This window comes from Streptomyces sp. ITFR-21, assembly GCF_031844685.1.
GTDB lineage: Bacteria > Actinomycetota > Actinomycetes > Streptomycetales > Streptomycetaceae > Actinacidiphila.
In genome coordinates this window covers 5,176,046-5,202,310 of the sequence record NZ_CP134605.1, presented here as the reverse complement: position 1 = coordinate 5,202,310, position 26,265 = coordinate 5,176,046, and the positions used below count along the sequence as shown (strand labels likewise).

Annotated in this window: 14 protein-coding genes; 8 read left to right on the top strand and 6 right to left on the bottom strand. The window is 72.4% G+C overall.

Features of this window, described 5'->3' with window-relative positions; genetic code table 11:
* Positions 1 to 41: 41 nt before the first annotated feature.
* Positions 42 to 2,465 (top strand): endonuclease/exonuclease/phosphatase family protein, encoded by a 2,424-nt coding sequence (locus RLT57_RS23370; RefSeq protein ID WP_311300825.1) that lies wholly within the window; start codon positions 42 to 44, stop codon positions 2,463 to 2,465.
* Between the two features lie 765 nt (positions 2,466 to 3,230).
* Here the strand turns inward: RLT57_RS23370 and RLT57_RS23365 are convergent.
* From RLT57_RS23365 to RLT57_RS23355, 3 genes are all read right to left on the bottom strand, one after another.
* The gene (locus RLT57_RS23365; RefSeq protein ID WP_311299238.1) at positions 3,231 to 3,725 is read right to left on the bottom strand and encodes an ATP-binding protein; all 495 of its coding nucleotides are present in this window, start codon (positions 3,723 to 3,725) and stop codon (positions 3,231 to 3,233) included.
* Between the two features lie 185 nt (positions 3,726 to 3,910).
* Positions 3,911 to 5,086 carry a L,D-transpeptidase gene (locus tag RLT57_RS23360; RefSeq protein WP_311300824.1) on the bottom strand — a complete coding sequence of 392 codons (1,176 nt, stop codon included), beginning with the start codon at positions 5,084 to 5,086 and terminating at the stop codon, positions 3,911 to 3,913.
* 205 nt (positions 5,087 to 5,291) lie between these two features.
* Positions 5,292 to 6,314 (bottom strand): L,D-transpeptidase, encoded by a 1,023-nt coding sequence (locus RLT57_RS23355; RefSeq protein WP_311299237.1) that lies wholly within the window; start codon positions 6,312 to 6,314, stop codon positions 5,292 to 5,294.
* Positions 6,315 to 6,480: 166 nt separating this feature from the next.
* Between RLT57_RS23355 and glgX the strand changes: the two genes are divergently transcribed.
* Together glgX and RLT57_RS23345 are read left to right on the top strand one after the other, a co-directional pair.
* Positions 6,481 to 8,778 carry a glycogen debranching protein GlgX gene (gene glgX, locus RLT57_RS23350; protein WP_399129220.1) on the top strand — a complete coding sequence of 766 codons (2,298 nt, stop codon included), beginning with the start codon at positions 6,481 to 6,483 and terminating at the stop codon, positions 8,776 to 8,778.
* A 286-nt stretch (positions 8,779 to 9,064) separates the two neighbouring features.
* Positions 9,065 to 10,396, top strand: a complete 1,332-nt coding sequence (locus RLT57_RS23345) for an MFS transporter (protein ID WP_399129218.1) — start codon at positions 9,065 to 9,067, stop codon at positions 10,394 to 10,396.
* Between the two features lie 43 nt (positions 10,397 to 10,439).
* Here the strand turns inward: RLT57_RS23345 and RLT57_RS23340 are convergent, their stop codons facing one another.
* Positions 10,440 to 12,413: an ABC transporter ATP-binding protein gene (locus RLT57_RS23340; RefSeq protein WP_311299236.1), complete on the bottom strand. Its 1,974-nt coding sequence runs from the start codon at positions 12,411 to 12,413 to the stop codon at positions 10,440 to 10,442.
* Positions 12,410 to 14,203: an ABC transporter ATP-binding protein gene (locus tag RLT57_RS23335; RefSeq protein ID WP_311300821.1), complete on the bottom strand. Its 1,794-nt coding sequence runs from the start codon at positions 14,201 to 14,203 to the stop codon at positions 12,410 to 12,412. Before RLT57_RS23335 ends, RLT57_RS23340 begins: the two co-directional genes overlap by 4 nt.
* Positions 14,204 to 14,699: 496 nt before the next feature.
* Between RLT57_RS23335 and RLT57_RS23330 the strand changes: the two genes are divergently transcribed.
* Entirely contained in the window at positions 14,700 to 17,099 is a 2,400-nt protein-coding gene (locus tag RLT57_RS23330; protein ID WP_311299235.1) for a M4 family metallopeptidase, read from the top strand.
* 181 nt (positions 17,100 to 17,280) lie between these two features.
* The gene (locus tag RLT57_RS23325) at positions 17,281 to 17,487 is read left to right on the top strand and encodes a cold-shock protein (RefSeq protein ID WP_311299234.1); all 207 of its coding nucleotides are present in this window, start codon (positions 17,281 to 17,283) and stop codon (positions 17,485 to 17,487) included.
* An 82-nt stretch (positions 17,488 to 17,569) separates the two neighbouring features.
* Here RLT57_RS23325 and RLT57_RS23320 read toward each other — a convergent pair whose 3' ends face one another.
* Positions 17,570 to 20,185 (bottom strand): glycosyltransferase family 1 protein, encoded by a 2,616-nt coding sequence (locus RLT57_RS23320; protein ID WP_311299233.1) that lies wholly within the window; start codon positions 20,183 to 20,185, stop codon positions 17,570 to 17,572.
* 508 nt (positions 20,186 to 20,693) lie between these two features.
* On the opposite strand from RLT57_RS23320, the gene RLT57_RS23315 reads away from it, so the two are divergent.
* From RLT57_RS23315 to RLT57_RS23305, 3 genes are all read left to right on the top strand, one after another.
* Entirely contained in the window at positions 20,694 to 22,679 is a 1,986-nt protein-coding gene (locus tag RLT57_RS23315; RefSeq protein WP_311299232.1) for an alpha-1,4-glucan--maltose-1-phosphate maltosyltransferase, read from the top strand.
* Complete coding sequence (gene treS, locus RLT57_RS23310; RefSeq protein ID WP_311299231.1) at positions 22,676 to 24,376, top strand: maltose alpha-D-glucosyltransferase; 1,701 nt, start codon at positions 22,676 to 22,678, stop codon at positions 24,374 to 24,376. Before RLT57_RS23315 ends, treS begins: the two co-directional genes overlap by 4 nt.
* 240 nt (positions 24,377 to 24,616) lie before the next feature.
* A complete protein-coding gene (locus RLT57_RS23305) occupies positions 24,617 to 26,263 on the top strand; it encodes a maltokinase N-terminal cap-like domain-containing protein (protein ID WP_399129215.1) in 1,647 nt (548 codons plus the stop codon).
* Positions 26,264 to 26,265: the final 2 nt, after the last annotated feature.

The window sequence follows — 26,265 nt, the reverse complement described above, 5'->3', positions numbered from 1 at the left end:
GCCCCGCGAGATCCGGCAACTCCCGGGCCCGCAAACGCCTCCTGCCGATCGGCGTAGCCGGTGCGGTCGTCCTGGCCGCGGCGGGCCTGAGCGTCAACGCCGCGATGGCGTCGCCGTCCGCCGACGCCCTGATCGCCGAGGTGTACGGCGGCGGTGGCAACTCCGGCGCCACGTACACCAACGACTTCGTCGAGCTCGCCAACGCCGGTGTCGCTTCGGTCGATCTGAGCGGCTACAGCGTCCAGTACCTGCCCGGCGCGCCCACCGCCTCGTCCAAGTGGCAGGCCACCGCGCTGACCGGCTCGCTGGCCGGCGGCAGCCGCTACCTGGTCCAGGAGGCGGCCGGAGCCGGCGGCACCACGCCGCTGCCCACGCCGGACGCCACCGGCGTCATCAACATGTCGGGCACCACCGGCACGATCGCGCTGGTCGCCGGCAGCGACCCGCTGACCTGCCTGAACGCCGTGGACTGCCTGGCCGATGCGCGTATCAAGGACCTGGTGGGCTTCGGCACCGCGGTGGTGCACGAGGGCAGCGGCGCGGCGGCCGGGGCGAGCAACACCGCCTCCGTCGCGCGCAACGCCTCGCTGGGCGACACCGACGACAACGCGGCCGACTTCACCGCCGGCGCCCCCACCCCGCAGAACTTTGGTGGCGGCACTGCGACCGAGCCGCCCACCACGCCGCCCACGTCCCCGACGACCGCTCCGCCGACCACGCCGCCGCCGGCGCCGACGGCGAGGATCCACGACATCCAGGGCTACACCCGGGTCTCGCCGCTGAACGGCAAGGCGATCAGCGGCGCGACCGGCGTCGTCACCGGTGTCCGCGCGTACGGCTCCTCGCAGGGCTTCTGGTTCCAGGACCCGAACCCGGACAACGACCCGCGCACCAGCGAGGGCCTGTTCGTCTACACCGGCTCCACCGCCCCGACGGTCGCCGTCGGCGACAGCGTCTCGGTGGACGGCACCGTCTCGGAGTACTACCCGGGCGGCCAGGACACCGGCATCCAGTCGACCACCGAGCTCACCAAGTCCAAGGTGACGGTGCTCTCCGGCGGCAACACGCTGCCGGCCGCGGTGGTGCTCGACAAGAAGAGCGTGCCGGACAGGTTCGTACCCAGCGCGGGCGGCGGCACCATCGCCGACCTGCCGCTGCGGCCGCACGACTACGCCCTGGACTTCTACGCCTCGCTCGAGGGTATGAACGTGCAGATCGGCGACAGCCGGGTGGTCGGCGCCACCGACGCCTACGGCGAGCTGTGGGTGACGGTCAAGCCCGACCAGAACGAGAGCAAGCGCGGCGGCACCCTCTACACCGGGTACGACGACCCCAACTCCGGCCGTCTGATGGTCCAGTCGCTGATCCCGACCGCCACCCAGGCGTTCCCGGTGGCCAACGTCGGCGACACGCTGCGCGGCACCACCGCGGGCCCGCTGGACTACAACCAGTACGCCGGCACGTACTCGCTGGCCGCCCGGACCATCGGCACGGTCAAGAGCGGCGGCATCAAGCCCGAGGTCACCGGCAAGGCGTCCGCCAGCCAGGTCACCGTGGCCACGTACAACGTGGAGAACCTGGCGCCCGGCAACCCGCAGTCGAAGTTCGACGCGCTGGCCCAGGGCCTGGTGAAGAACCTGCGGTCGCCCGACGTCGTGGCGCTGGAGGAGATCCAGGACGACAACGGCGCCACCGACGACGGCACGGTCGCCGCGGACCAGACGCTGCAGAAGCTGACCGACACGATCGTGGCGGCCGGCGGCCCGCGCTACTCGTGGCGTGAGATCGACCCGGTCAACGACAAGGACGGCGGCCAGCCGGGCGGCAACATCCGGCAGGCGTTCCTGTTCAACCCCGCGCGGGTCGGCTTCACCGACCGCCCCGGCGGGGACTCCACCACCGCGGTCGGCGTCACCGGCACCGGCAGCAAGACCGCGCTGACCTCCTCCCCCGGCCGGATCGCGCCCAGCGACCCGGCGTGGGCCGACAGCCGCAAGCCGCTGGCCGGCGAGTTCACCTTCCGTGGCAAGACGCTGTTCGTGATCGCCAACCACTTCATCAGCAAGGGCGGCGACCAGGCGATCGACAGCCGCTTCCAGCCGCCGGTGCGCAGCTCGGAGTCGCAGCGCATCCGTCAGGCGATCGTGGAGCACGACTTCGTGCGGCAGATCGAGCAGGCCGACCCGCACGCCGACGTGGTGGTCCTGGGCGACCTGAACGACTACCAGTTCTCGCCCGCGGCGACCAGCCTGACCGGTGACGGCAGCGTCCTGACCGACCTGGTCAACACCCTGCCGGCCAAGGAGCGCTACTCCTACGTCTACGAGGGCAACTCGCAGGTGCTGGACCACATCCTGGTCAGCCCCGCCCTCAAGCACGTGGACTACGACGTGGTCCACATCAACTCGGAGTTCGCCGGCCAGACCAGCGACCACGACCCGCAGGTCGTCCGCCTGAAGCCGTAACCCCGACCCGCGCCACCCGGCCGCGAGTCCGCCCGCCCCCAGGCGGGGCGGATCTCCCTTCCCGGAGATCCGCCCCGCCTTCCCCACCGCCACCCACCGCCACCCGCTGCCCCCGCGCCAGGCCGCCGCCCGGCCGCGCGCGCCGACCAAGCCAGGCCGGAGCCGCCGACCGCTCGCGGTCCGCTACCGGGCGCCTCCGCGGACCGAGCGGCGGAGGACGGCCCACCCACCACCGGCCGCACCGCCCGCGCCCCCGCGGCGACCCCCCTCCGGGAGCGGCGGCCTTCCGGCCACGCCCGTGCCGACATGCCGACGCCGCCGATCGACACGCTGCCGCTTGGCTGGGCCCGCCCGTGGGACGCCTTGGCGCGCGACGGAGGTGCCGACCGTACCGCTGCCGGACACCATGGCCCGGTGTCCGCCGTAGTCGCCGAGCTGGTGCAGCACCTGGCGGTGGCCCGGATCTTCCACCACATGAGAGGTTCATGGGAGTATTCAGCCGCTATTTACAAGGTGGTGGCACACATCACCCTTGCTTTTCTCAGTCTTTTGTCCGTTTCGCACCTATGTTCCCGCTAAGCGAATTTGCACCCGGCGGCCCGGCGTGCGACAGTCGGTGTCAACGGCCGCTCGACCCGGGCTCGGCCGTTCCGCAGACGCCGCGGCACACCCCCTGCCGGCGGCGGTCCGAAGAGGCCCTTCCGCTGTCACCCCCCCCCGACGCGGAGGGCCTCTTCCGCGTCCGCAGGCGGTTCCGGAGCGCTCCTACCGCTCCGCGGCCCGCAGCTCGAACCAGGTCGTCTTGCCGCGGGCCAGGAGGTCGACGCCCCAGCGGTCGGAGAGCTCGCCGACCAGGAAGAGCCCGCGGCCACTGGTGTCCATCTCGCGCACCGGCATCCTGCACGGCAACGCCCGTGAGGGGTCCCACACCTCGACCCTGACCCAGCCGCGTTTGTAGTCCATCCGCAGGCCGAAGGTCCGGGCCCCGGTGTGCCGTACCGCGTTGCCCACCAGCTCCGAGACCAGCAGCTCCACGGTGTCGGCCAGGTGCGGCAGGCCCCAGCGCCGGATCAGCGTCAGCGACAGCCGCCGGGCGGTGGCCGCCGATTCCGGGCGCGAGGTCAGCAGGTGGACCTCGCCGCCCGAGGGGTCGGCGAGCGGGGCGAGCGCGCCGGCGGCCACCGCCTCGGTGCGGGCCGCCGGTACCGCCGCCGCGGCCTCGGCTCGCTGCGGCTGTTCCACTCCACCCCGTCCCGGCATGTGTTCATGATGGCCGCAACGAACCGGCTGCGTAGGGTAACCGCCGGAATTGGCCGTACCGAATGGCCCGTTCCGTCCGTCCTGCCCACTCGGGCCGCCGCGGCGCCGCCGGTCCGGCCCGGCCGCTCCCAGGCCGTCCGGACACACGTCCGCCGCCTGCCCGCGGGCAGGCGGCGGATGCCGTGTCAGACGGCGGAGGTCCAATCGGCCCAGCTGAGGTTCCAGCCGTTGAGGCCGTTGTACCACTGGACGGTACGGTCCTTGGAGTTGATCACCTGCACCACGTCGCCGAGCAGCGAGTGGTTGAAGAACCAGGCGGCCGGGGTGTCCGGATCGCCCGCGCCGCGCACGTCGTGCAGGCCGACGCAGCCGTGGCTGGTGTTGCTGTTGCCGAACACCGAGGGCGCCGCCCAGTAGTTGCCGTGGATGAAGGTGCCGGAGTTGGTCAGCCGCATCGCGTGCGGCACGTCCGGGATGTCGTACTCCCCGCCGAAGCCGACCGTGTCACCGTTCATCCGGGTCTTCACGTACTTCTCGGAGATCACCATCTTGCCGTTGTACGTGGTGTGGTCCGGCGCGCCCGAGGAGATCGGGATGGTCTTGATCGCCTGGTTGTCCTTGAACACCGTCATCGTGTGCTTGGCCGAGTCCACGATGCTGACCTGGCGGCGGCCGACGGTGAAGTGGACGTCCTTGTGCTGCTTGCCGTAGACGCCGGGGGCGCCTTCTACGCCGTTCAGGTTCAGGGCGAGGGTGACCTTGGTGCCGGCCGCCCAGTAGTCCTGCGGGCGGATGTAGACGTCCTGGTCGCCGTTCCACTTCGCGGCGACCGCGACGGCCGGCGAGGCGGTGACGGTCAAACCCTTCTCGACGGCCTTCTTGTTGGTGATCGGCCGGTTGAAGTGGAGGTAGACCTCCATGCCGACGCCCACCGTGGAGCCGTCCTCGGGGGTGAAGAACCCGACGAAGCTGTCCTTGGGCACGACCGTGGTGAACGAGGAGTGCTTGTCGGACTCGCGCCCCGAGGCGTCCTTGGCGACCGCGTCCACCGTGTACTCGGTGGAGGTGTCCAGGTGGTCGCTGGGCGTCCAGCCGAGGCCGTCGGCGGATATCGCGCCGGGCACCGCGGTGCCCTTGTCGTCCTTGACCACGACGGACGACAGCTTGCCGCCGGACGCCTGGACCTTCAGCACCCCGGTGGTGGCCACGTCGCCGGCGCCGTCCTCGGGAAAGATCGACACGACCGCGGTCGACACCTTGGTGTCCGTCGTAGCGGTCGTCCCGCCGGCCGGCTTCCCGTCGTCCCCGCCGGGACTCGCCTTGTCCGCGCTGCTGGGATCGCAGGCGGTCGCCAGCAGCATCACCGCACCGAGCGCCAGCGCCGCCAGGCTCTTCCTGGCACCCGGCGCCACACCTATCGCCTTCACGTTCTCGACTCCCCTAGCGCGCGCAACACCGAAACTCCCCGCCAGCGAAAGGTAACCACACGGACAACCCCGTCCGGGACCGCGTATTGTCACCGTTCCGTCCCAGTTGCTCGGCGGCGGAGCCGGTCGGCCGTCCAGGTCAGCGCGCCACCGGGTGCGGCCGGCCCAGCGCCGACCCCGAGCGCCACGCGGCCCAGTCCAGGTTCCAGCCGCCCATCCCGTTGTCGGGCGCGACCGTGCGGTCGTCGGAGTGGACCACCCGGACCTGGTCACCGACGAGGGACTGCGCGAAGAACCAGCCGGCCGGCGTCTGCTGCGCGTTAGGCCACTCCCCCGCGGCGGCGTCCCCGGGCGCCCTGACGTCCCGCAGCCCGACGCACCCGTGGCTGACGTTGGCGGTGCCGAAGACGTCCGGCGGGGACCAGTAGTTGCCGTGCACGAACGTCCCCGAACCGGTCAGCCGCATCGCGTGCGGCACGTCGGGGATGTCGTACTCGCCGCCGAAACCGACCGTGCGGCCGTTCATCCGGGTGGTGACGTACTTCTCGGCGATCACCATGATCCCGTTGTACGTGGTGTGCCGCGGGCTGCCCGCGGTGACCGGCAGGACGCGCAGCACCCGGCCGCCGCGTTCGACGGTCATCACGTGCGCGGCGGCGTCCACGGTGCTGCGCTGGTCGCGGCCGACGGTGAAGGCGACGTCCTTGGACTGGCTGCCGTACGTGCCGGGGGCGCCGCGCACGCCGCGCAGCCGCAGGTGGAGGGTGACGCGGCTGCCGGACCGCCAGTAGCCGGCCGGGCGCAGGTCCAGGCGGCGCGCGCCGAACCAGTGGCCCGCCACCGGCACGGCCGGGTCTGCGGTGACGGTGATGTGGCGCTCGACGGCGGCCCGGTCGGTGATGGTCCGGTTGAAGCGCAGCGAGACGATCATCCCGGTGCCGACGGTGGCGCCCTCCTCGGGGCTGAAGAACCCGATGAACGTGTCCCCGGGCGCCGTGCTGGGGGGCGCCGCCGGGCTGTCCTTGTTCTCGCGGCCCGCGCCGCCCGCCGCGCACCCGGCGAGCAGCGCCGCCGCGGCCAGGGCTCCCGCGATCCACCGCCCGACGCCTCCGCGTGGCCGCCCCGCCGCTCCTGCCGTCCCGCACCTCACCGCTGTCGTCACACACCGACAACGACGGCCGCCCGCCGGGGAAACGCGCAGCTCCGACCGGGCTCGCGGGTGACACCCGGCCCCCGGACGGGAAGGATGACTGCGGGGACACGGCCGCCGCGGGGCACGGGACGTTCACGCGGGCGCACGACCGTGTCCGAGCCGTGGGAGGAAACACGTGTCCGAGACACGCGCGTTCGGCCCGGCCGGACCGGCGGAGGACGCCACCGGTCCGGCCGGTATCGTCGCCCGGCCTGCTCCGGCGCTGCCCCCGCGACCCCGGCAGGAGGCGGCACCGGGCGCCGGGCCGGCCCCGGTTTTGGCCGCGGAAACGGTGTGGCCGGGCAGCCCTCAGCCGCTCGGCGCCCGTTTCCGGACCGGCCCGGACGGCCGCCCCGGCACCAACTTCGCGCTGTGGGCGCGCGGCGCGGAGTCCGTGGAGCTGTGCCTGTTCGACGACGACGGCACCGAGACCCGGGCCCCGCTGACCGAGCTGACCCACGAGGTGTGGCACGGTTTCGTGCCCGGCGTGCTGCCCGGCCGGCGCTACGGTTTCCGGGTCGGCGGCCGGTGGGACCCGTGGACCGGCGCGCGCTGGAACCCGGCGAAGCTGCTGCTGGACCCGTACGCGCGGGCGGTGGACGGCGACTTCGCCTTCGCGCCGGAGACCTACGGGCACGTCCACGACTGGCCGGAGCGCGAGGTCGCCGACACGGTGCGGGACAACCGGGACTCGGCCGCGTACGTGCCCAAGGGCGTGGTGGTGGACGACGACGACGCCTGGGAGGACGACCGGCGGCCCAAGACCCCCTGGTCGGACTCGGTGATCTACGAGCTGCACGTGCGCGGCTTCACCAAGGCCCACCCCGAGGTGCCGCCGGAGCTGCGCGGCACCTACGCGGGGCTGGCCCATCCGGCGGCGATCGGGCACCTGACCCGGCTCGGGGTGACCGCGGTCGAGCTGCTGCCGGTGCACCACTTCGCGCACGAGGAGCACCTGCAGCGGCGCGGCATGCGCAACTACTGGGGCTACAACTCGGTGGGCTACTTCGCGCCGCACGCCGCCTACAGCGCCAGCGGCACCCGCGGCGAGCAGGTCGGCGAGTTCAAGCGGATGGTACGGGCGCTGCACGCGGCCGGCATCGAGGTGATACTCGACGTGGTCTACAACCACACCGCCGAGGGCGCCCAGTCCGGGCCCACGCTGTCGCTGCGCGGCATCGACAACCGCGGCTACTACCGGCTGGGCCAGGACCCGCGCGGCTACACCGACTACACCGGCTGCGGCAACACCCTCAACGTCGTCCAGCCGCACGTGCTGCGGCTGATCACCGACTCGCTGCGCTACTGGGTGACCGAGATGGGCGTGGACGGCTTCCGCTTCGACCTGGCCTCCGCGCTGGCCCGCGCCATGCACGACGTGGACATGCTGTCCCCGTTCCTCGCGGTGATCGCCCAGGACCCGGTGCTGCGGCGGGTGAAGCTGATCGCGGAGCCCTGGGACGTGGGCGCCGGCGGCTACCAGGTGGGCGCCTTCCCACCGCTGTGGGCCGAGTGGAACGACCGGTTCCGGGACACCGTGCGGGACTTCTGGCGGGGCGCGACCGGTGACGTACGCGACCTCGGCTACCGGCTGTCCGGCTCCAGCGACCTGTACGACTGGGGCGGGCGGCGGCCGTACTCCTCGGTCAACTTCGTCACCGCGCACGACGGGTTCACCCTGCGCGACCTGGTGTCGTACAACACCAAGCACAACGAGGCCAACGGCGAGGACGGCCGGGACGGCACCGACGACAACCGCTCCTGGAACTGCGGCGAGGAGGGGCCCTCGGACGATCCGGAGGTGCTGGCGCTGCGCCGCCGGCAGATCCGCAACCTGCTGAGCACGCTGCTGCTGTCCACCGGTGTGCCGATGCTGGTGGCCGGTGACGAGATGGGCCGCACCCAGGGCGGCAACAACAACGCGTACTGCCAGGACGGCCCGGTCAGCTGGATCGACTGGTCGCTGCTGGACGACCCGGGCTGGCGGTCGGTGCGCGACACCGCGGCCCGGCTGATCGCGTTGCGCAGGGCCCACCCGGTGCTGCGGCGCGGGGGCTTCTTCTCCGGCCTGGCCAGCGTCCCCGAGGGGCTGCGCGACGTGGCGTGGTTCCGGCCCGACGGGGGTGAGATGGCCGAGCAGGACTGGTACGCGTCCTCGGCCACCCTCGGCATGTACCTGTCCGGGAGGGACATCCCGCAGCGGGACGCCCGGGGGGAGCCGGTGGTGGACGAGAGCTTCCTGTTGATCGTGCACGCGCACCACGGGCCGGTGGACTTCACCCTGCCGGGACAGCCGTGGGCGCGCGCCTACGAACTGATGCTGGACACCGGAGGCGAGCAGGAACCGGCGGCGGACCCGGCCCCGGTCGCCGCCGGGACCCGGGTGGCGGTGGCGGCGCGCTCGGTGCGGCTGTACCGGGCGGTACGGGACTGAGGCCCGCGGCGGACCGCGGCCCGGGGGCACCGGGATCCGGGGGCACGGGGCCGCCGGGATCCGGGGGCACGGGGCACGGCCCGGCACACCGTATGAGGGCCTTTACGGGGGGCGGCCCGCCGCGCCGGTCCCGGCCCGCCCGGCCTGCTCGCCGCGGCGCCCGCCCCGCTGGCCGGGGCGGGCCGGCGGATCGGTCCGGCCGGCCCCGGCGGCGCCCCGGGGCCGTCGGCGGGCGGCCCTGGACCCCCGCTGGACTGCGCCGAGTGGTCCAGTCCATTCTGGTCCGGTGACCTCTTCAGCGCCCCGCTCCGACCGCCGGGCCGATCCCGGCGCCGAGGTCGCGCCGGGGCCGGGCCCCGCGCCGGCCGACCGGCTGTGGTCCGCCGACTTCCGCCGCTACTTCACCGCCCGCACGGTGGCGATGCTCGGCGACACCATGCTGCCGGTCGCGCTCTCCGCGGGCCTGCTGTCGTACGGCTACTCGGCCGGCGACATCGGTCTGGTGATGGCCGCCTCCACCGCCTGCTTCGCCGGACTGGTGATCTTCGGCGGGGTGTTCGCGGACCGCTTCGACGTCCGCGCCCAGATGATCGGCGCCGACCTGATCCGGGTCTGCACCCAGTCGACCGCCGCCTTCCTCTTCCTCACCCACCGGGTGCGGCTGTGGGAGGTGCTGGTGATCGCCGCCGTCAACGGCACCGCCGCCGCCATGTTCCAGCCGGGCGTGGCCAGTACGGTCGTGCGGGTCGCCGCCGACGTGCAGGGCGCCAACGCGGTGACGCGGACCGCGGAGTCGGTGGCGGGCCTGGCCGGACCGGCGTTCGCCGGCGTGCTGGTCGGCGTCGCCTCCCCCGGCGTGGTGTTCGCCGTCCACGCGTCCACGTATCTGACCAGCGCGGTGTGCCTGATCCTGCTGCGGCTCGCCCCGCCGCCGCCGCGCGCCGCCGCCGCGGCCTCCTTCCGGGCCGATCTGGCCGAGGGCTGGCGGGAGTTCACCGCCCGTACCTGGATGTGGTCGGTGATCGTGGTGTGGATGGCCTTCATGGTGTGCGTGATCGGCCCCTACACCCCGCTGGCCGCCGGCCGGATCATCCCCGAGCACGGCGCGGGCGCGTACGGCCTGGTGAACTCCGCGCTCGGCGGCGGCACCGCGGTGGGCGCGCTGCTGGCGCTGCGGGTCCGGGCCGCCCACCCGCTGCGGGCCGGGTCGCTCGCCCTGTTCGCCACCGCGCTGATGCCGGCCTCGGTCGGCCTCGACCTGCCGATGGCCGCGCTCTGCGGCTGCGTGTTCGTGGCCGGGGCGGGCACGGCGTACTGGGGGGTCAACTGGGCGACCAGTGTGCAGACCCAGGTACCGAACGACATCCTGAACCGTATTCACGCCTATGAAGTGGCCGGCTCGGTGGCCATGGTCCCGGTCGGCCAGGCGCTGGCCGGGCCGGCCGCCGCCGCCTTCGGGGCGGACCGCGTGCTGCGGACGGGCGGCGTGGTGGCCGTGGCGGTGGCCGCCGCGCTGCTGGCGGTCCCCGCGGTACGTGATCTGCGCCGGGTGCCCGTCCCGGCGCACCCGGCGCCCGCGGAGCGCCCCGAGCCGGCCGGCGGCCTCCCGGCCGGGTGAGGCACCCGGCCGCTCGGGGCGGACCGCCGGCTGCGGGTCCGCCTCAGACCAGGCTGTCCCGCCACGCCTGGTGCAGCCCCGCGAAGTGCCCGTTGTCGTCGATGAGCCGTTCCGGTGTGCCGTCCTCCACGATCCGGCCGTCCCGCATCACCAGCACCCGGTCGGCGATCTCGACGGTGGACAGCCGGTGCGCGACGATCACCGCGGTACGGCCCCTGAGGACGGTCCGCATCGCGGACTGCACGGCCCGCTCCCCCGGCACGTCCAGCGAGGAGGTGGCCTCGTCCAGGACCAGCACCGCCGGGTCCGCCAGCAGCGCCCGTGCGAAGGCGACGAGTTGGCGCTGCCCGGCGGAGATCCGGCCGCCGCGCTTGCGGACGTCGGTGTCGTAGCCGTCGGGCAGGGCGGCGATGAACGCATGGGCGCCGATGGCCTTGGCCGCCGCCTCGACCTCCTCGCGGGTGGCGTCGGGCTTGCCGATGGTGATGTTGTCGGCGACCGTGCCGGAGAAGAGGAACGCCTCCTGGGTGACCATGACGACCCCGCGCCTCAGGTCGGTCCGCGCCAGGTCGCGCAGCGAGACCCCGTCGAGCAGCACCCGGCCGTCCGTGGGGTCGTAGAACCGGGCCAGCAGCTTGACCAGCGTCGACTTGCCGGCACCGGTCGCGCCGACGACCGCGACGGTCTGCCCGGCGGGCAGACGCAGGTCGAAGGCGGGCAGCACCTCGCCGCCGGTCCGGTAGGCGAACCGCACCGCGTCGAAGACGACCTCCCGGCCGGGCTCCCCTGCGGCGCGCTCGGGCAGCGGCACCGGCTGCTCCGGATCCGGCACGGCCGGCGCCTGCGCGAGCAGCCCGGCGATCTTCTCCAGCGACGCGGCGGCCGACTGGTAGGAGTTGAGGAACATGCCGAGCCGGTCGATCGGGTCGTAGAGCCGGCGCAGGTACAGCACGAACGCGGCCAGCACGCCCAGCGCCATGCCGCCGCCGGCCACCCGGTAGGCGCCCCACAGCACGATCCCGGCGATGGTGACGTTGGCGATCAGCCGGGACCCCATGACATACCGCGCCATCTCCAGGATCGCGTCGCCGTTGGCCAGCTCGTGCCGCCGGTTCAGCACCCGGAAGGCCGCGTCGTTGGGCTCCTCGCGGCGGAACGCCTTCACCGGGCGGATGCCGTTCATCGTCTCGGTGAACTTCACGATGACCGCCGCGATGGCCGTGGACCGCTTCCGGTAGGCGATCATCGAGCGGCGCTGGAAGGCCCGGATGGCGACGTACAGCGGACCGTAGCTGACCAGGGTGGCCAGACCCAGCCGCCAGTCCAGGAACAGCAGCAGCACGGTGATGTAGAGCGCGGACAGCACCACCCCGATCAGCTCCTCCAGGCCCTCGGTGAGCAGTTCGCGGATGGACTCCACGTCGGAGGTGGCACGGGCGATCAGCCGCCCCGAGGTATAGCGCTCGTGGAAGTCCAGGCTGAGCGACTGGGCGTGCCGGAAGATCCGGCCGCGCAGGTCGATCAGCACGTCCTGGCTGATGACCGCGGCCACCCGGATGAACCAGCGCTGCAGCGCCCCGGACAGCAGCCCGCAGCCGAGGTAGCCGGCCGCGACCGCGGCCAGTGCGCCGTGCCGGCCGTCGCGGACCTGCGGGATGGCGTGGTCGATGGCGTACGCGACCAGCAGCGGCCCGGCCTGGACGGCGGCCTGCTGGACGAGCAGCAGGACGGCGGCGAGCCAGACCCGCCGGGTGTGCGCGTGCAGCAGTGAACGCAGCAGGGCGCGCTGGGCGTTCCCGGGGGCGGGCAGGATGTCGCGGTCGAAGGCGTCGGCGGGTTGCCCGGCGGCGTCCGCCGGCTCCGCGCGCTCCCGCGGGCCCCGCCGCGGCCCCTGTGGCCCCTCTGGGCTCTCTGGGCCCTGTGACCCCTGTGGTCCCTGCCGTTGCGGCTCCGGTGGCCCCTGCGGGCCTCGTGGACCCTCCGGCCCGGTGGCGGTGGGTGCTGCCGCGGACGTCATCGGGCGTCACTCCTTTCCAGCGCGGGCGCCGGGGTGTGGTCGGCCGGGACGGCCCCGGCGGCGGGCGGCTCGTCGTCGCCCGACATCAGGTGCCGGTACTCGGCGCTGTCCCGCAGCAGCTCCTGGTGGGTGCCGACCGCCGCGATCCGGCCGCCGGACAGCAGGGCCACCCGGTCGGCGAGCAGTACGGTCGAGGGCCGGTGGGCGACGACCAGCGCGGTGGTCTCCCGCAGCACCTCGCGCAGCGCCGCCTCGACCAGCGCCTCGGTGTGCACGTCCAGCGCGGACAGCGGGTCGTCCAGCACCAGGAACCGCGGGCGGCCGACGACGGCGCGGGCCAGTGCGAGCCGCTGCCGCTGGCCGCCGGACAGGCTCAGCCCCTGCTCGCCGACCTGGGTGTCCAGCCCCGCCGGCAGGTGGTGGACGAAGTCGCACTGCGCGACGGCCAGGGCCCGCAGCACGTCCTCCTCGGTCACCCCGTCCGGTCCCGCGCCCATCTCCACGTTCTCCCGTACCGTCGCCGAGAACAGCGTCGGCTCCTCGAAGGCGACGGCGACCAGCTCGCGCAGCCGGGTGACGGACAGTTCGGCGGTGTCGGCGCCGTCCAGGGCGATCCGGCCGCCGGTCGCCTCGTGCAGCCTGGGCAGCAGCGCGGTCAGCGTCGTCTTGCCGCTGCCGGTCGCGCCGACCAGCGCCATCGTCTCGCCGGAGGGGATGTGCAGGTCGACACCGGCCAGCAGTTCAAAGCTGTCCGCCGGGGCGTCGGGGTAGCGGAAGCGGACGCCCTCCAGCCGCAGGCCGTCGGCCGTCGGCAGCACCGCGCGGCCGGCCGGGTCCGCCTCGGGGGCGTCCATCGCCTCGAAGTAGCGGTCGGCGGCGGTGGCCGATTCGTTGCTCATCGCCAGCAGGAAGCCGATGGACTCCACCGGCCAGCGCAGCGCCAGCGCGGTGGACAAGAAGGCCACCAGGGTGCCGGCCGACAGCCGGTCGTCGGCGACCTGGAGCACGCCGACCAGCAGCGCGCCGCCGATCGCCAGCTCGGGCAGCGTCATGATGACCGCCCAGATGTCCGACAGCAGCCGGGCCTTGCGCATCTCGGTGTGCCACAGCTGCCGGGACTTGGCCCTGAAGGCCCGCGCCTGGCTGCGGTGGCGTCCGAAGGCCTTGACGATCCGGATGCCGAGCACCGATTCCTCGACCACCGTCGCCAGGTCGCCGGCCTGGTCCTGGGCACTGCGGGCGGCGAACGCGTACCGCGTCTCGAAGTAGGAGCACAGGACGACCAGCGGCACCGCGGGTGTGAGCAGCAGCAGTCCGAGCGGCCACGACTGGGCGAACAGGATCGCGAACCCGATCACCACTGTGGCGGTGTTGACCACCAGGAACACCAGCGGGAAGGCGAGGAACATCCGCAGGATCTGCAGGTCCGTGGTGGCCCTGGAGAGCAGCTGCCCCGACGCCCACCGGTCGTGGAAGTCCACCGGCAGCCGTTGCAGGTGCCGGTAGAGGTCGGCCCGCATCCCGGCCTCGACCCCGGCCAGCGGTCTGGCCACCATCCACCGCCGCACGCCGAACAGCAGCGCCTCCAGCAGCCCGAGCAGCAGTACCAGGCCGCCGCCGAGCCAGGCTCCGCCGGGGTCGTGGTCCTGGACCGGGCCGTCGACCATCCACTTGAGCACCAGCGGGATCAGCAGCGACATGCACGACGCCACCACGGCGACGACCGCCGAGACGGCGAGCCGGGTGCGGACCGGTCTCACGTACGGCCACAGCCGCAGCAGTGAGCGCAGCGACGAATGCGGGGGGACGGCGGTCTCGGCGTCGGAGCTCGTTCCAGTCGTCACCTGTCGACCCTAGGGCGCGGCACTGACAGCCCTCACCTGGTTTTCGCCGCCGGCACCGAACAACGTGTCATACGCAATCCAGCCATGCGCCGCGCCATCCGAGTTGACAGGGGCCGAGCGGTCGGTCCGCCTACTGGGGCGATTTGCCATGCGCCACCCCTTTTGCGGGCCGGAATTCTTTGCCAGCGCGCAACACGGGGATCACAACCGCCCGCTATGCGAACCCCATGAACCGCCCAGCGAACGACTTTCAGCCATTTTTGAGTCACGCCAATGACATGGACAGGTAAAGGATGCGACTCTGTGCCCCGTTCCACAGCAACACCGCTGCACAGCAGCAATACAGCCCCACCACAGCTCTACCCGGGCAGCCCACCATCCCCACCTGCCCGGACTGTCCCGGCCGCGCCACCCGCGGTCGCCGCAGAAGGAGTGTCAACGAGTGCGCAGAACCCCCCGAACAGTAGCCGCGGCCGGCGCCCTGATCGCCGGAGCCGCTCTGGTCGCCGTCAGCCTGCCCGCCGGATCGGCGTTGGCCCAGACGGGCACCGCCACCCCGGCCGCACAGGCCGCCACCCACGCCGCGCCCCGCGCCGGCGCGCTGCCGGCCGGCCTGTCCCCGGCCCAGCGGACCGCCCTGGTCTCCCAGAAGCAGTCCCAGGCCGCGACCACCGCTTCGTCGCTGCACCTCGGTGCGAACGAGAAGCTCGTCGTCAAGGACGTCGTCAAGGACGTCGACGGCACCACCCACACCCGCTACGAGCGCACCTACCTGGGGCTCCCGGTCCTCGGCGGTGACCTGGTCGTCGCCCAGAACGCGGCCGGCGCCACCACCTCCGTCGACAAGGCGACCGGCGCCGCCATCGCGGTGAGCAGCGTCACCCCGGCCAAGACCGCCGACTCCGCCAAGTCGTACGCGCTGACCGCCGCGAAGGCGGCGGGCGCCGCGAGCCCGACGGCGGCCAACGCGCCGCGCAAGGTGATCTGGGCGGCCGACGGCACCCCCACGCTGGCCTGGGAGTCGGTGATCGGCGGCTTCCAGGAGGACGGCACGCCGAACCAGCTGCACGTGATCACCGACGCCAACACCGGTGCGAAGCTCTTCCAGTACCAGGGCATCGAGACCAGTGTCGGCAACAGTGAGTACAGCGGGCAGGTGAACATCACCACCACCCACTCGGGCTCCTCGTACAGCCTGACCGACGCCAGCCGCGGCGGCCACAGCACGTACAACCTGAACCACGCGACCTCCGGCAAGGGCACGCTGTTCACCGACGCCGACGACGTCTGGGGCGACGGGAACGGCGCCACCGCGCAGACCGCCGGTGTGGACGCCGCCTACGGCGCCCAGGAGACGTGGGACTTCTACAAGAACACCTACGGCCGCAACGGCATCGCCGACGACGGCCAGGCGGCGTACTCCAGCACGCACTACGGCAACAACTACGTGAACGCGTTCTGGGACGACTCCTGCTTCTGCATGACGTACGGCGACGGCAGCGGCAACACCCACCCGCTGACCGCGCTGGACGTGGCCGGGCACGAGATGAGCCACGGCGTCACCGCGAACACCGCCGACCTGAACTACTCCGGTGAGTCCGGCGGCCTGAACGAGGCGACCTCGGACATCTTCGGTACCGGCGTGGAGTTCTACGCCAACAACTCGTCCGACCCGGGTGACTACCTGATCGGCGAAGAGATCGACATCAACGGCGACGGCAGCCCGCTGCGCTACGAGGACAAGCCGAGCAAGGACGGCGGCTCGAAGGACTACTGGTCCTCCAGCCTGGGCGGCCTGGACGTGCACTACTCGTCCGGCCCGGCCAACCACTTCTTCTACCTGCTGTCCGAGGGCAGCGGCGCCAAGGTGATCGGCGGGGTCAGCTACAACAGCCCGACCTCCGACGGCCTGTCGGTGCCCGGCATCGGCCGGGACAACGCCCTCAAGCTCTGGTACAAGTCGCTCACCGAGCGCTTCACCTCCACCACCAACTACGCCTCGGCGCGCACCCAGTCGCTGCAGGCCGCGGCCGACCTGTGGGGTGCGGGCAGCGCCACGTACAACACGGTCGCCAACACCTGGGCGGCGATCAACGTCGGCAGCCGGGTGACCACCCCGACCGGTGTGACCGTCACCACCCCGGCTGCCCAGTCCTCCGTGGTGAACACCGCGGCCAGCCTGCAGATCTCCGCCAGCAGCACCAACAGCGGCGCCCTGTCCTACACCGCGACCGGCCTGCCGACCGGCCTGTCGATCGGCGCCTCCACGGGTCTGATCTCCGGCACCCCGACCGCGACGGGCACCTTCAACGTGACGGTCACGGCGACGGACTCCACCAACGCCACCGGTTCGGCGTCCTTCACCTGGACCATCACGCCCACCGGCAGCACTGGCGGCCAGCTGCTGCTCAACCCCGGCTTCGAAAGCGGCGCCACCTCGTGGACCCAGTCCACCGGCGTGATCGACAACAGCACCAGCGCGCCGGCCCACTCCGGCTCGTACAAGGCGTGGCTGGACGGCTACGGCACCACGCACACCGACACGCTGTCGCAGTCGGTGACCATCCCGGCCACCGCCACCTCGGCGACGTTCACGTACTACCTGTACATCAGCTCGGCGGAGACCACGACCAGCACGGCCTACGACAAGCTCACCGTCACGGCCGGTTCCACCACCCTGGCCAGCTACTCCAACCTCAACGAGGGCACCGGTTACGTGCAGCGCTCGGTCAGCCTGACCTCGTTCAAGGGCCAGACCGTGACGCTGAAGTTCACCGGTACCGAGGACTCCAGCCTCCAGACGTCGTTCCTGGTGGACGACACGGCGGTGAACGTCAGCTGATCACCTGATCAGCGGTACCCCCGCTGAGCATGCGGTCCCGACCCGGGCCGGCGTCCCCACCGCCGGCCCGGGTCATCCGTTTTTTACCCTTTTCCTCCGGTGTGGGATGATCATCCGAGGCGATTCCGGTCCGTACAGTGCGGATCCGGACACACCTGCCCCACCAGTAGGAGAGATGGATATGGCAACCGGAACCGTGAAGTGGTTCAACTCGGAAAAGGGCTTCGGCTTCATCGAGCAGGACGGCGGCGGCTCCGACGTCTTCGCGCACTACTCCAACATCCTGTCGCAGGGTTACCGCGAGCTGCTCGAAGGCCAGAAGGTCGAGTTCGACGTCACCCAGGGCCAGAAGGGCCCGCAGGCGGAGAACATCCGCCAGATGAGCTGAACCGCGGGAAGGGCCCGCACACCGGGTGCGGGCCCTTCCCCGTGTCCGCCTTCGCGGACGGCCGGACGGCATGATCCGCCGACTAGCGCAGCACGCCCGCCGTCATCCCCTCGGTCTCCGGCGGCACCGCCACCAGGCCCAGCTCCGCCGGGGTCGCCAGCAGCGGGTGGGACGGCAGCACCCGGACGGTGTAGCCGAAGGCGCCGGTCCGGTCCAGCGCGAGCTGGCCCTCGTAGGAGTACCGCCCGGCCTCGTCCACTCGGCCGGCGGCCTTGAGCGACAGCGCGTCCGGGCCGGTCAGCCGGTCGGCGGCGTCCACCGGGCCGGACAGCAGCTGGACGTCGACGTCTGACGGGTCCAGCCCGCCCAGGGACACCTGGGCCCGCAGCGTGAGCGTCGAGCCCAGCTCCGGGGTGGCCGCCTCGTCCAGCGGACCGGTCTCCACGTGGTCGACACGGACCTGCGGCCACAGCTGCCGCACCCGCCGCTTCCACTCCGCCAGCTGGACCGCGGCCGGCCCCCGCACCGCGCGGTGCGAACGGGCGGCCGGCGCGTACAGCTGGTTGACGTAGTCGCGGACCATCCGGCCGGCCAGCACCTTGGGCCCGAGCGTGGTCAGGGTGTGCCGGACCATCTCGATCCAGCGCTGCGGGACGCCCTGCGGGCCGTGGTCGTAGAACCGCGGCGCGACCTGGTTCTCCAGCAGCTCGTAGAGCGCCGCCGCCTCCAGCTGGTCGCGGCGGTCCTCGTCGGAGAACCCGTCGGCGGTGGGGATCGCCCAGCCGTTGTCGCCGTCGAACCACTCGTCCCACCAGCCGTCGAGCACCGACAAATTCAGGCAGCCGTTGAGCGCGGCCTTCATCCCCGAGGTGCCGCACGCCTCCAGCGGGCGCAGCGGGTTGTTCAGCCAGACATCGCAGCCGGGGTAGAGCAGCCGCGCCATCCGCATGTCGTAGTCGGGCAGGAAGACGATGCGGTGCCGGACCCGGGGGTCGTCGGTGAACTGCACCAGCTCCTGGACCAGCCGCTTGCCGCCGTCGTCGGCGGGGTGCGCCTTGCCGGCCACCACGATCTGGATCGGCCGCTCCGGGTGCAGCAGCATGGCCGTCAGCCGCTCCCGGTCGCGCAGCATCAGGGTGAGCCGCTTGTACGAGGGGACCCGGCGGGCGAAGCCGATGGTCAGCACGTCCGGGTCGAGCACCTGGTCGGTCCAGCCGAGCTCGGCGTCGCCCGCGCCGCGCTGCCGCCAGGAGGCCCGCACCCGGCGGCGCACGTCGTCCACCAGCTGCTCGCGCAGCTCGCGGCGCAGCTCCCAGACCGCCGCGTCGGGGATGTCGGCGATGGCCTCCCAGCGGTCGTGGCCGCCGACGGTCAGCGCGTCCTCGGCGGCCTGGGCCCCGGCGTGCCGGGCGGTCAGCCGCTGCACCTCGGGCGCCACCCAGGTGGGGGCGTGCACACCGTTGGTGACCGAGGTGATCGGTACGTCCTCGGGGTCGAAGCCGGGCCACAGGCCGGCGAACATCTCCCGGCTGACCGCGCCGTGCAGGGTGGAGACGCCGTTGGCGCGCTGAGCGAGCCGCATCCCCATGACGGCCATGTTGAACAGGTTGGGGTCGCCGCCGGGGTAGGTCTCGCGGCCCAGCTCCAGGATCCGGCCGATGTCCACGCCGGGCAGCTCACCGCCGTCGCCGAGGTGGCGGCCGACCAGGTCCCGGTCGAAGCGGTCGATGCCGGCCGGGACCGGCGTGTGGGTGGTGAACAGCGTGCCGGACCGGACCGCCTCCAGGGCGGCGTCGAAGTCCAGGCCGTCCAGCGAGAGCTCCCTGATCCGCTCCAGGCCGAGGAAGCCGGCGTGGCCCTCGTTGGTGTGGAAGACCTCGGGCTCCGGGTGGCCGGTGATCCGGCAGTAGGCGCGCACCGCGCGGACGCCGCCGATGCCGAGCAGCATCTCCTGGAGCAGCCGGTGCTCGCTGCCGCCCCCGTAGAGCCGGTCGGTGACGTCGCGCTCGGCGGGCTGGTTGCCCTCCACGTCGGAGTCGAGCAGCAGCAGCGGGACCCGTCCGACCTGGGCCTTCCAGATCCGGGCGTGCAGGGTCCGGCCGCCGGTGAGGGTCAGGGCGACCTCGGCGGGGGCGCCGTCGGGCTCCCGCAGCGGGGTGACCGGCAGCGAGTTGGGATCGAGTACGGGGTAGTGCTCCTGCTGCCAGCCCTCGCGGGACAGGCTCTGCCGGAAGTAGCCGTGCCGGTAGAGCAGGCCGACGCCGATCAGCGGCACACCGAGGTCGCTGGCGGACTTGAGGTGGTCTCCGGCGAGGATGCCCAGGCCGCCGCTGTACTGCGGCAGCGCCGAGGTGATGCCGAACTCCGGCGAGAAGTAGGCGATGGCGGCGGGCAGGTCGTTCTGCTCCTGGTACCAGCGGGGGTTGCCGGTGTAGTCGGCGAGGTCCTCGGCCGCGGTGGCCAGCCGCCGCAGGAAGCGGCGGTCGGCGGCCAGCGCGCTGAGCCGCTCCTTGGACACGGCGCCGAGCAGCCGTACCGGATCGCCCTGGGCGGCCCGCCAGCCTTCCGGATCCACCCCCCGGAAGAGCTCTCTGGTCTCCTGATGCCATGACCAGCGTAGGTTTTGGGCCAGCTCCCCCAGCGGGCGCAGAGGTTCCGGCAGGACGGTGCGCACGGTGAATCGACGGATTGCCTTCACACCCCGACCGTAGCTCCGTGAGCGGAAAGCCGGGAGCGATCTCCACGATCCGTTGGTTCAAACGTGCCGCCGACGGCTCACGGAGGCGACCCGCGGCGGACTGGGGCGCACCTGTCGCGCTCCCGAAACGGGGGCCGCCCGTGCGTTCACCCGGCCGGTCGGGGGCAGGCTGGTTTGCGTGGACCGGCTCACCTGTTCCAAGGTGGCCCCGCTCACAGATCCACCGGAGTGAACGCCCAGAATTGCGATCGTACGAGGAGGCCGGTCGGGTGGGCCGGCAGCGCCGAGAACAGTTAAAAAGGGCGTGGGCCGCCGTCCCCGTCCCGTTTCGTTCCCTTCTGCCGGGGCCGCCAGGCCCGTCAGGCGCCCGTCCGTCGGGCCGCCCCGGCAGGCCCCCCGTGCGGGCCCCGCCGCCGGGACACACGCAGAGCCGGGCGTCCGCCCGGTGCCAACCGAATGATCGTGTTCCCCCAATGCCCCGAATATCCCGAGCTGCACAGGTGAGGCAATGATCGGTCGTATTCCCGTTGTCGACGTCCGCCCCGCGGTGGACTCCGGCCGCCGCCCGGCGAAGGCGGTGGCCGGCGAGACCTTCGAGGTGTCGGCGACCGTGTTCCGGGAGGGACACGACGCGGTCGCCGCCAACGTGGTGCTGCGCGACCCGGCCGGCCGGCCCGGACCGTTCACCCCGATGCGGCCGCTGGCACCGGGCACCGACCGGTGGGGCGCACGGATCACGCCGGCCTCGGAAGGCCGCTGGACGTACGCCGTGGAGGGCTGGTCGGACCCGGTGGCCACCTGGCGGCACACGGCCGGTATCAAGATCCCGGCCGGCATCGACACCGATCTGGTGCTGACCGAGGGCGCCCGGCTGCACGAGCGGGCCGCCGCCGGAGTGCCCAAGGGCGAGGAGCGGGCGGCGGTGCTGGCCGCGGTGGACGCGCTGCGGGACGAGAGCCGGCCGGCCGCCGCCCGGCACGCCGCCGCGCTCGCCCCGGACGTGGTGGCCGTGCTGGACCGCTTCCCGCTGCGCGAACTGGTCAGCGCCTCCCGGCCGATGCCGTTGCAGGTGGAGCGGGAGCGGGCGCTGTTCGGGTCCTGGTACGAGTTCTTCCCGCGCTCCGAGGGCGCGGTGGTCCGGCCGGGCGAGCCGCCGCGCTCGGGCACCTTCCGCACCGCGGCCGAGCGGCTGCCCGCGGTGGCCGCCATGGGCTTCGACGTGGTGTACCTGCCGCCCATCCACCCGATCGGCGAAGCCTTCCGCAAGGGCCCCAACAACAGCCTGTCGGCGGGCCCGGACGACGTCGGCTCGCCGTGGGCGATCGGCTCTCCGGCGGGCGGCCACGACGCGGTCCACCCGGACCTGGGCACCATCGCCGACTTCGACCGCTTCGTGGCCCGCGCCCGCGAGCTGCGGCTGGAGGTGGCGCTCGACTTCGCCCTCCAGTGCTCGCCCGACCACCCCTGGGTGGCCAAGCATCCGGAGTGGTTCTCCCACCGGGCCGACGGCAGCATCGCCTACGCCGAGAACCCGCCGAAGAAGTACCAGGACATCTACCCCATCGCCTTCGACGAGGACTTCGCCGGCCTGGTCCGGGAGACCCTGCGGGTGCTGCGGCACTGGATGGCCCACGGGGTGCGGATCTTCCGGGTGGACAACCCGCACACCAAGCCGGTGGTGTTCTGGGAGAAGGTGATCGCCGACGTCAACCGGACCGATCCCGACGTGATCTTCCTGGCCGAGGCGTTCACCCGCCCCGCCATGATGAACATTTTGGCGCAGATCGGATTCCAGCAGTCGTACAGCTACTTCACCTGGCGTAACAACAAGGCCGAACTGACCGACTACATGGTGGAGCTGAGCCAGGAGACGGCAGCCTGGATGCGGCCGAACTTCTTCGTCAACACCCCCGACATCCTCCATGCCTATCTGCAGAACGGCGGCCGTCCCGCGTTCGAGACGCGGGCGGTGCTCGCCGCCACCCTCTCCCCCAGTTGGGGGGTGTACGCGGGGTTCGAACTGTGCGAGGCGACCCCCGCGAAACCGGGCAGCGAGGAGTACCTCGACTCGGAGAAGTACCAGCTGCGGCCGCGTGACTGGGCCGCGGCGGAAGCGGAAGGCCGCTCGCTGGCACCGCTGCTCACCACGCTCAACCGGCTCCGCCGCCGTCACCCGGCGCTGCGGCAGTTGCGGGACATCACGTTCCACCACGTGGACAACGACACGCTGCTGGCCTACTCCAAGCGGCGGGACGACGACGTCGTGCTGGTGGTCGTCAACCTGGACCCGTTCCACACCCAGGAAGCGACCCTGTCGTTGAACATGCCAGAACTCGGCCTCTCCTGGCACGAGTCGTTCCCGGTGCGCGACGAGCTCACCGGCGAGACCTACCACTGGGGCAGGGACAACTATGTGCGCCTTGAGCCGGGCCGCGCGCCCGCGCACGTGCTGTCGCTGCGACCGTCTCCATCGATCGGGGGGTCACTCAGTTGATCGTCAACGAACCCGTTCCTGACACCTTCGAGGACACGCCGGCCAAGGACCGCGACCCCGAATGGTTCAAACGGGCGGTGTTCTACGAAGTCCTCGTCCGCTCCTTCCAGGACAGCAACGGCGACGGCGTCGGTGACCTGAAGGGAATCACCGCCAAACTCGACTACCTGCAGTGGCTGGGCGTCGACTGCCTGTGGCTGCCGCCGTTCTTCGCCTCCCCGCTGCGGGACGGCGGCTACGACGTGTCCGACTACACGGCGGTGCTGCCGGAGTTCGGCGACCTGGCCGACTTCGTGGAGTTCGTGGACGCCGCCCACCAGCGCGGCATGCGCGTGATCATCGACTTCGTCATGAACCACACCAGTGACCAGCACGAGTGGTTCCAGCAGTCCCGCAGCGACCCGACGGGGCCGTACGGCGACTACTACACGTGGGCGGACGACGACAAGCAGTTCCCGGACGCCCGGATCATCTTCGTCGACACCGAGACCTCGAACTGGACCTTCGACCCGGTCCGCAAGCAGTACTACTGGCACCGGTTCTTCTCCCACCAGCCGGACCTCAACTACGAGAACCCGCAGGTGCAGGAGGAGATCCTGGCCGCCCTGCGGTTCTGGCTCGACCTCGGCATCGACGGCTTCCGGCTCGACGCGGTGCCCTACCTCTACCAGCAGGAGGGCACCAACTGCGAGAACCTGCCGCAGACCCACGACTTCCTCAAGCGGGTGCGGGCGGAGATCGACACGCACTACCCGGACACGGTGGTGCTGGCCGAGGCCAACCAGTGGCCCGAGGACGTCGTGGACTACTTCGGCGACTTCGAGAAGGGGGGCGACGAGTGCCATATGGCGTTCCACTTCCCGGTGATGCCGCGCATCTTCATGGCGGTCCGCCGGGAGTCCCGCTACCCGGTCTCCGAGGTGCTGGCCAAGACCCCGGCGATCCCGGCGAGCTGCCAGTGGGGCATCTTCCTGCGCAACCACGACGAGCTGACCCTGGAGATGGTCACCGACGAAGAGCGCGACTACATGTACGCGGAATACGCCAAGGACCCCCGGATGCGGGCCAACATCGGGATCCGCCGCCGGCTGGCCCCGCTGCTGGACAACGACCGCAACCAGATCGAGTTGTTCACCGCGCTGCTGCTGTCCCTGCCGGGCTCGCCGATCCTCTACTACGGCGACGAGATCGGCATGGGCGACAACATCTGGCTCGGCGACCGCGACGGGGTCCGCACCCCGATGCAGTGGACGCCCGACCGCAACGCCGGCTTCTCCTCCAGCGACCCCGGCCGGCTCTTCCTGCCGACGATCATGGACCCGGTCTACGGCTACCAGGTCACCAACGTCGAGGCGCAGATGAGCTCCCCCAGCTCGCTGCTGCACTGGACCCGACGGATGATCGAGATCCGCAAGCAGAACCGGGCGTTCGGCCTCGGCTCCTATACCGAGCTGCCGTCCAGCAACCCGGCCGTGCTGGCCTTCCTGCGGGAGGACGGTGACGACCTGGTGCTGTGCGTGAACAACTTCTCCCGGTTCGCCCAGCCCACCGAACTCGACCTGCGGCAATTCGCGGGCCGGCATCCGGTGGAGCTGATCGGCGGGGTCCGCTTCCCCGCGATCGGCCAACTGCCGTACCTGCTGACGCTGGCGGGCCACGGCTTCTACTGGTTCCGGCTGCGCCGCGACCAGGTCTGACGGAGGGGGGCCGGGGCGCCCGGCCCCCCGCGTGCCCGAGGTGCGGGCGCGACCGTCTTTTGGCAGTATCCAGGGAGATCCGGAAGTACCCCTCCAGCAGCCCGTACGGCGGTTTCCCGTCACCCGCCCGGGGCAGGCTCCCCCGTGTCGCCGGACAGCCCGCACCCGCCATCCGGGAGGCTGGCGCCCCCGCCGCTCGCAGAAGCGGCCGGGTGCGCGACTCCCCGGGGAAAGGACGTCATGTCGGACACCTCCTGGACCCGTGTACCTCCTGTGCCTCCAACACCTGCCGCGCCCTCCGCACCGGCCGCCTCCGGGCCCTCGGCCCCCGGGTCCGACACCGGGGCCGACACCGGGCGTGACCCGGTGCCCGGCCTGCTGCGCTCGCTCGACCCGCTGCTGCGCGGCTGGCTGCCGCGGCAGCGCTGGTTCGCCGGCAAGGGCCTGCCGATCGGCCGGCTGGGGCTGGCCGCGGCGACCGAGCTGGTGCCGCCCGGCGGCCGGCTCGGTCCGCTCGGGCTGCTGCACGTGCTGATCGACGTGGAGCAGCCGGGACGTGCGGCGGACTGCTACCAACTGCTGCTGGGCGCGCACCCCCTGCTGCCGTCCTCGCTGGTGCACGCGGGGCTCGGCCCGGCCGTCGGCGGCCCGTACGACGGGATGACCCTCTACGACGCCCCGCACGACCCCCGGCTGGCGGCCGTACTGCTGGAGCGGCTGCGGGTGCCAGGACAGGCCGGCCGGCTGCGGTTCACCGCCGAGCCGTCCGCCGACATCCCGCCGGGACTGATCCCGCGGGTGTCCACCGCCGAGCAGTCCAACACCTCGGTGGTCTTCGGCGACGCCTACATCCTCAAGCTCTTCCGCCGGGTCTCCCCCGGCACCAACCCGGACCTGGAGCTGTCGCTCGCCCTGGCCAGAGCGGGCTCCCGGCGGGTGGCGGAGCCGGTCGCCTGGTTCGAGGCGCTCGCCGGGTCCGACGGCCCCGCGACGACGGCGGACGGCGACGCGCCCGGAAACAGCGGTGGGCCGGAGGACAGCGGTACGCGCGAGGCCGAGGTTACCCCCGGAAACGACCGCGCGCCTGCCGGACGCGACGCGGAGCACGGGGAGCACGCGGAGCGCGGGGAGCACGCGGAGGAGACGGTGGGCGAACCGGTCACCCTCGGGGTGCTCCAGCGGTTCCTGCCGGGCTCCTCCGACGGATGGACGCTGGCCACCGCCTCGGTGGCCGAGGACGGCGACTTCCGGTCCGAGGCCGCGGCGCTGGGCCGGGCCACCGCCGAGGTGCACGCCTCCCTGGCCGCCGCGCTGCCCGTGGTGCGGCTGGACGGAGCGGCGCTGGAACGTATCGCCTCAGCGATGGCAAGGCGTCTGGAGGAGACCGCGGCCGAGGTGCCGGCGATACGGCCGTACGCCGACGCGCTGCGGGCCGCCTTCGACGACCTGTCCAAGGCGGGCGCGGGCGGGGAGGCCGGCAGCGGCGTACTCGCCCAGCGCGTCCACGGCGACCTGCACCTCGGGCAGGCGCTGCGCGGGCCGGACGGGGCGTGGGTGCTGATCGACTTCGAGGGCGAGCCGGCCCGGCCGCTCGCCGAGCGCCGCAGGCCCGCGCCGCCGGTCCAAGACGTGGCGGGCATGCTGCGGTCCTTCGACTACGCCGCGCACCACAGCGGCAACGGTCCGTGGGCGGCCCGCCACCGGGACGCCTTCTGCGCCGGGTACGCCGAGGTGTCCGGCACCGACCCACGGGAACAACCCGTGCTGATACGGGCCTTCGAGACGGACAAGGCGGTCTACGAGGCCCGGTACGAGGCCAGGCACCGCCCCGCCTGGCTGCCCATCCCGCTGTCCGCGCTCGCCCGCCTGGCCACCTCGGCGGTATGAAG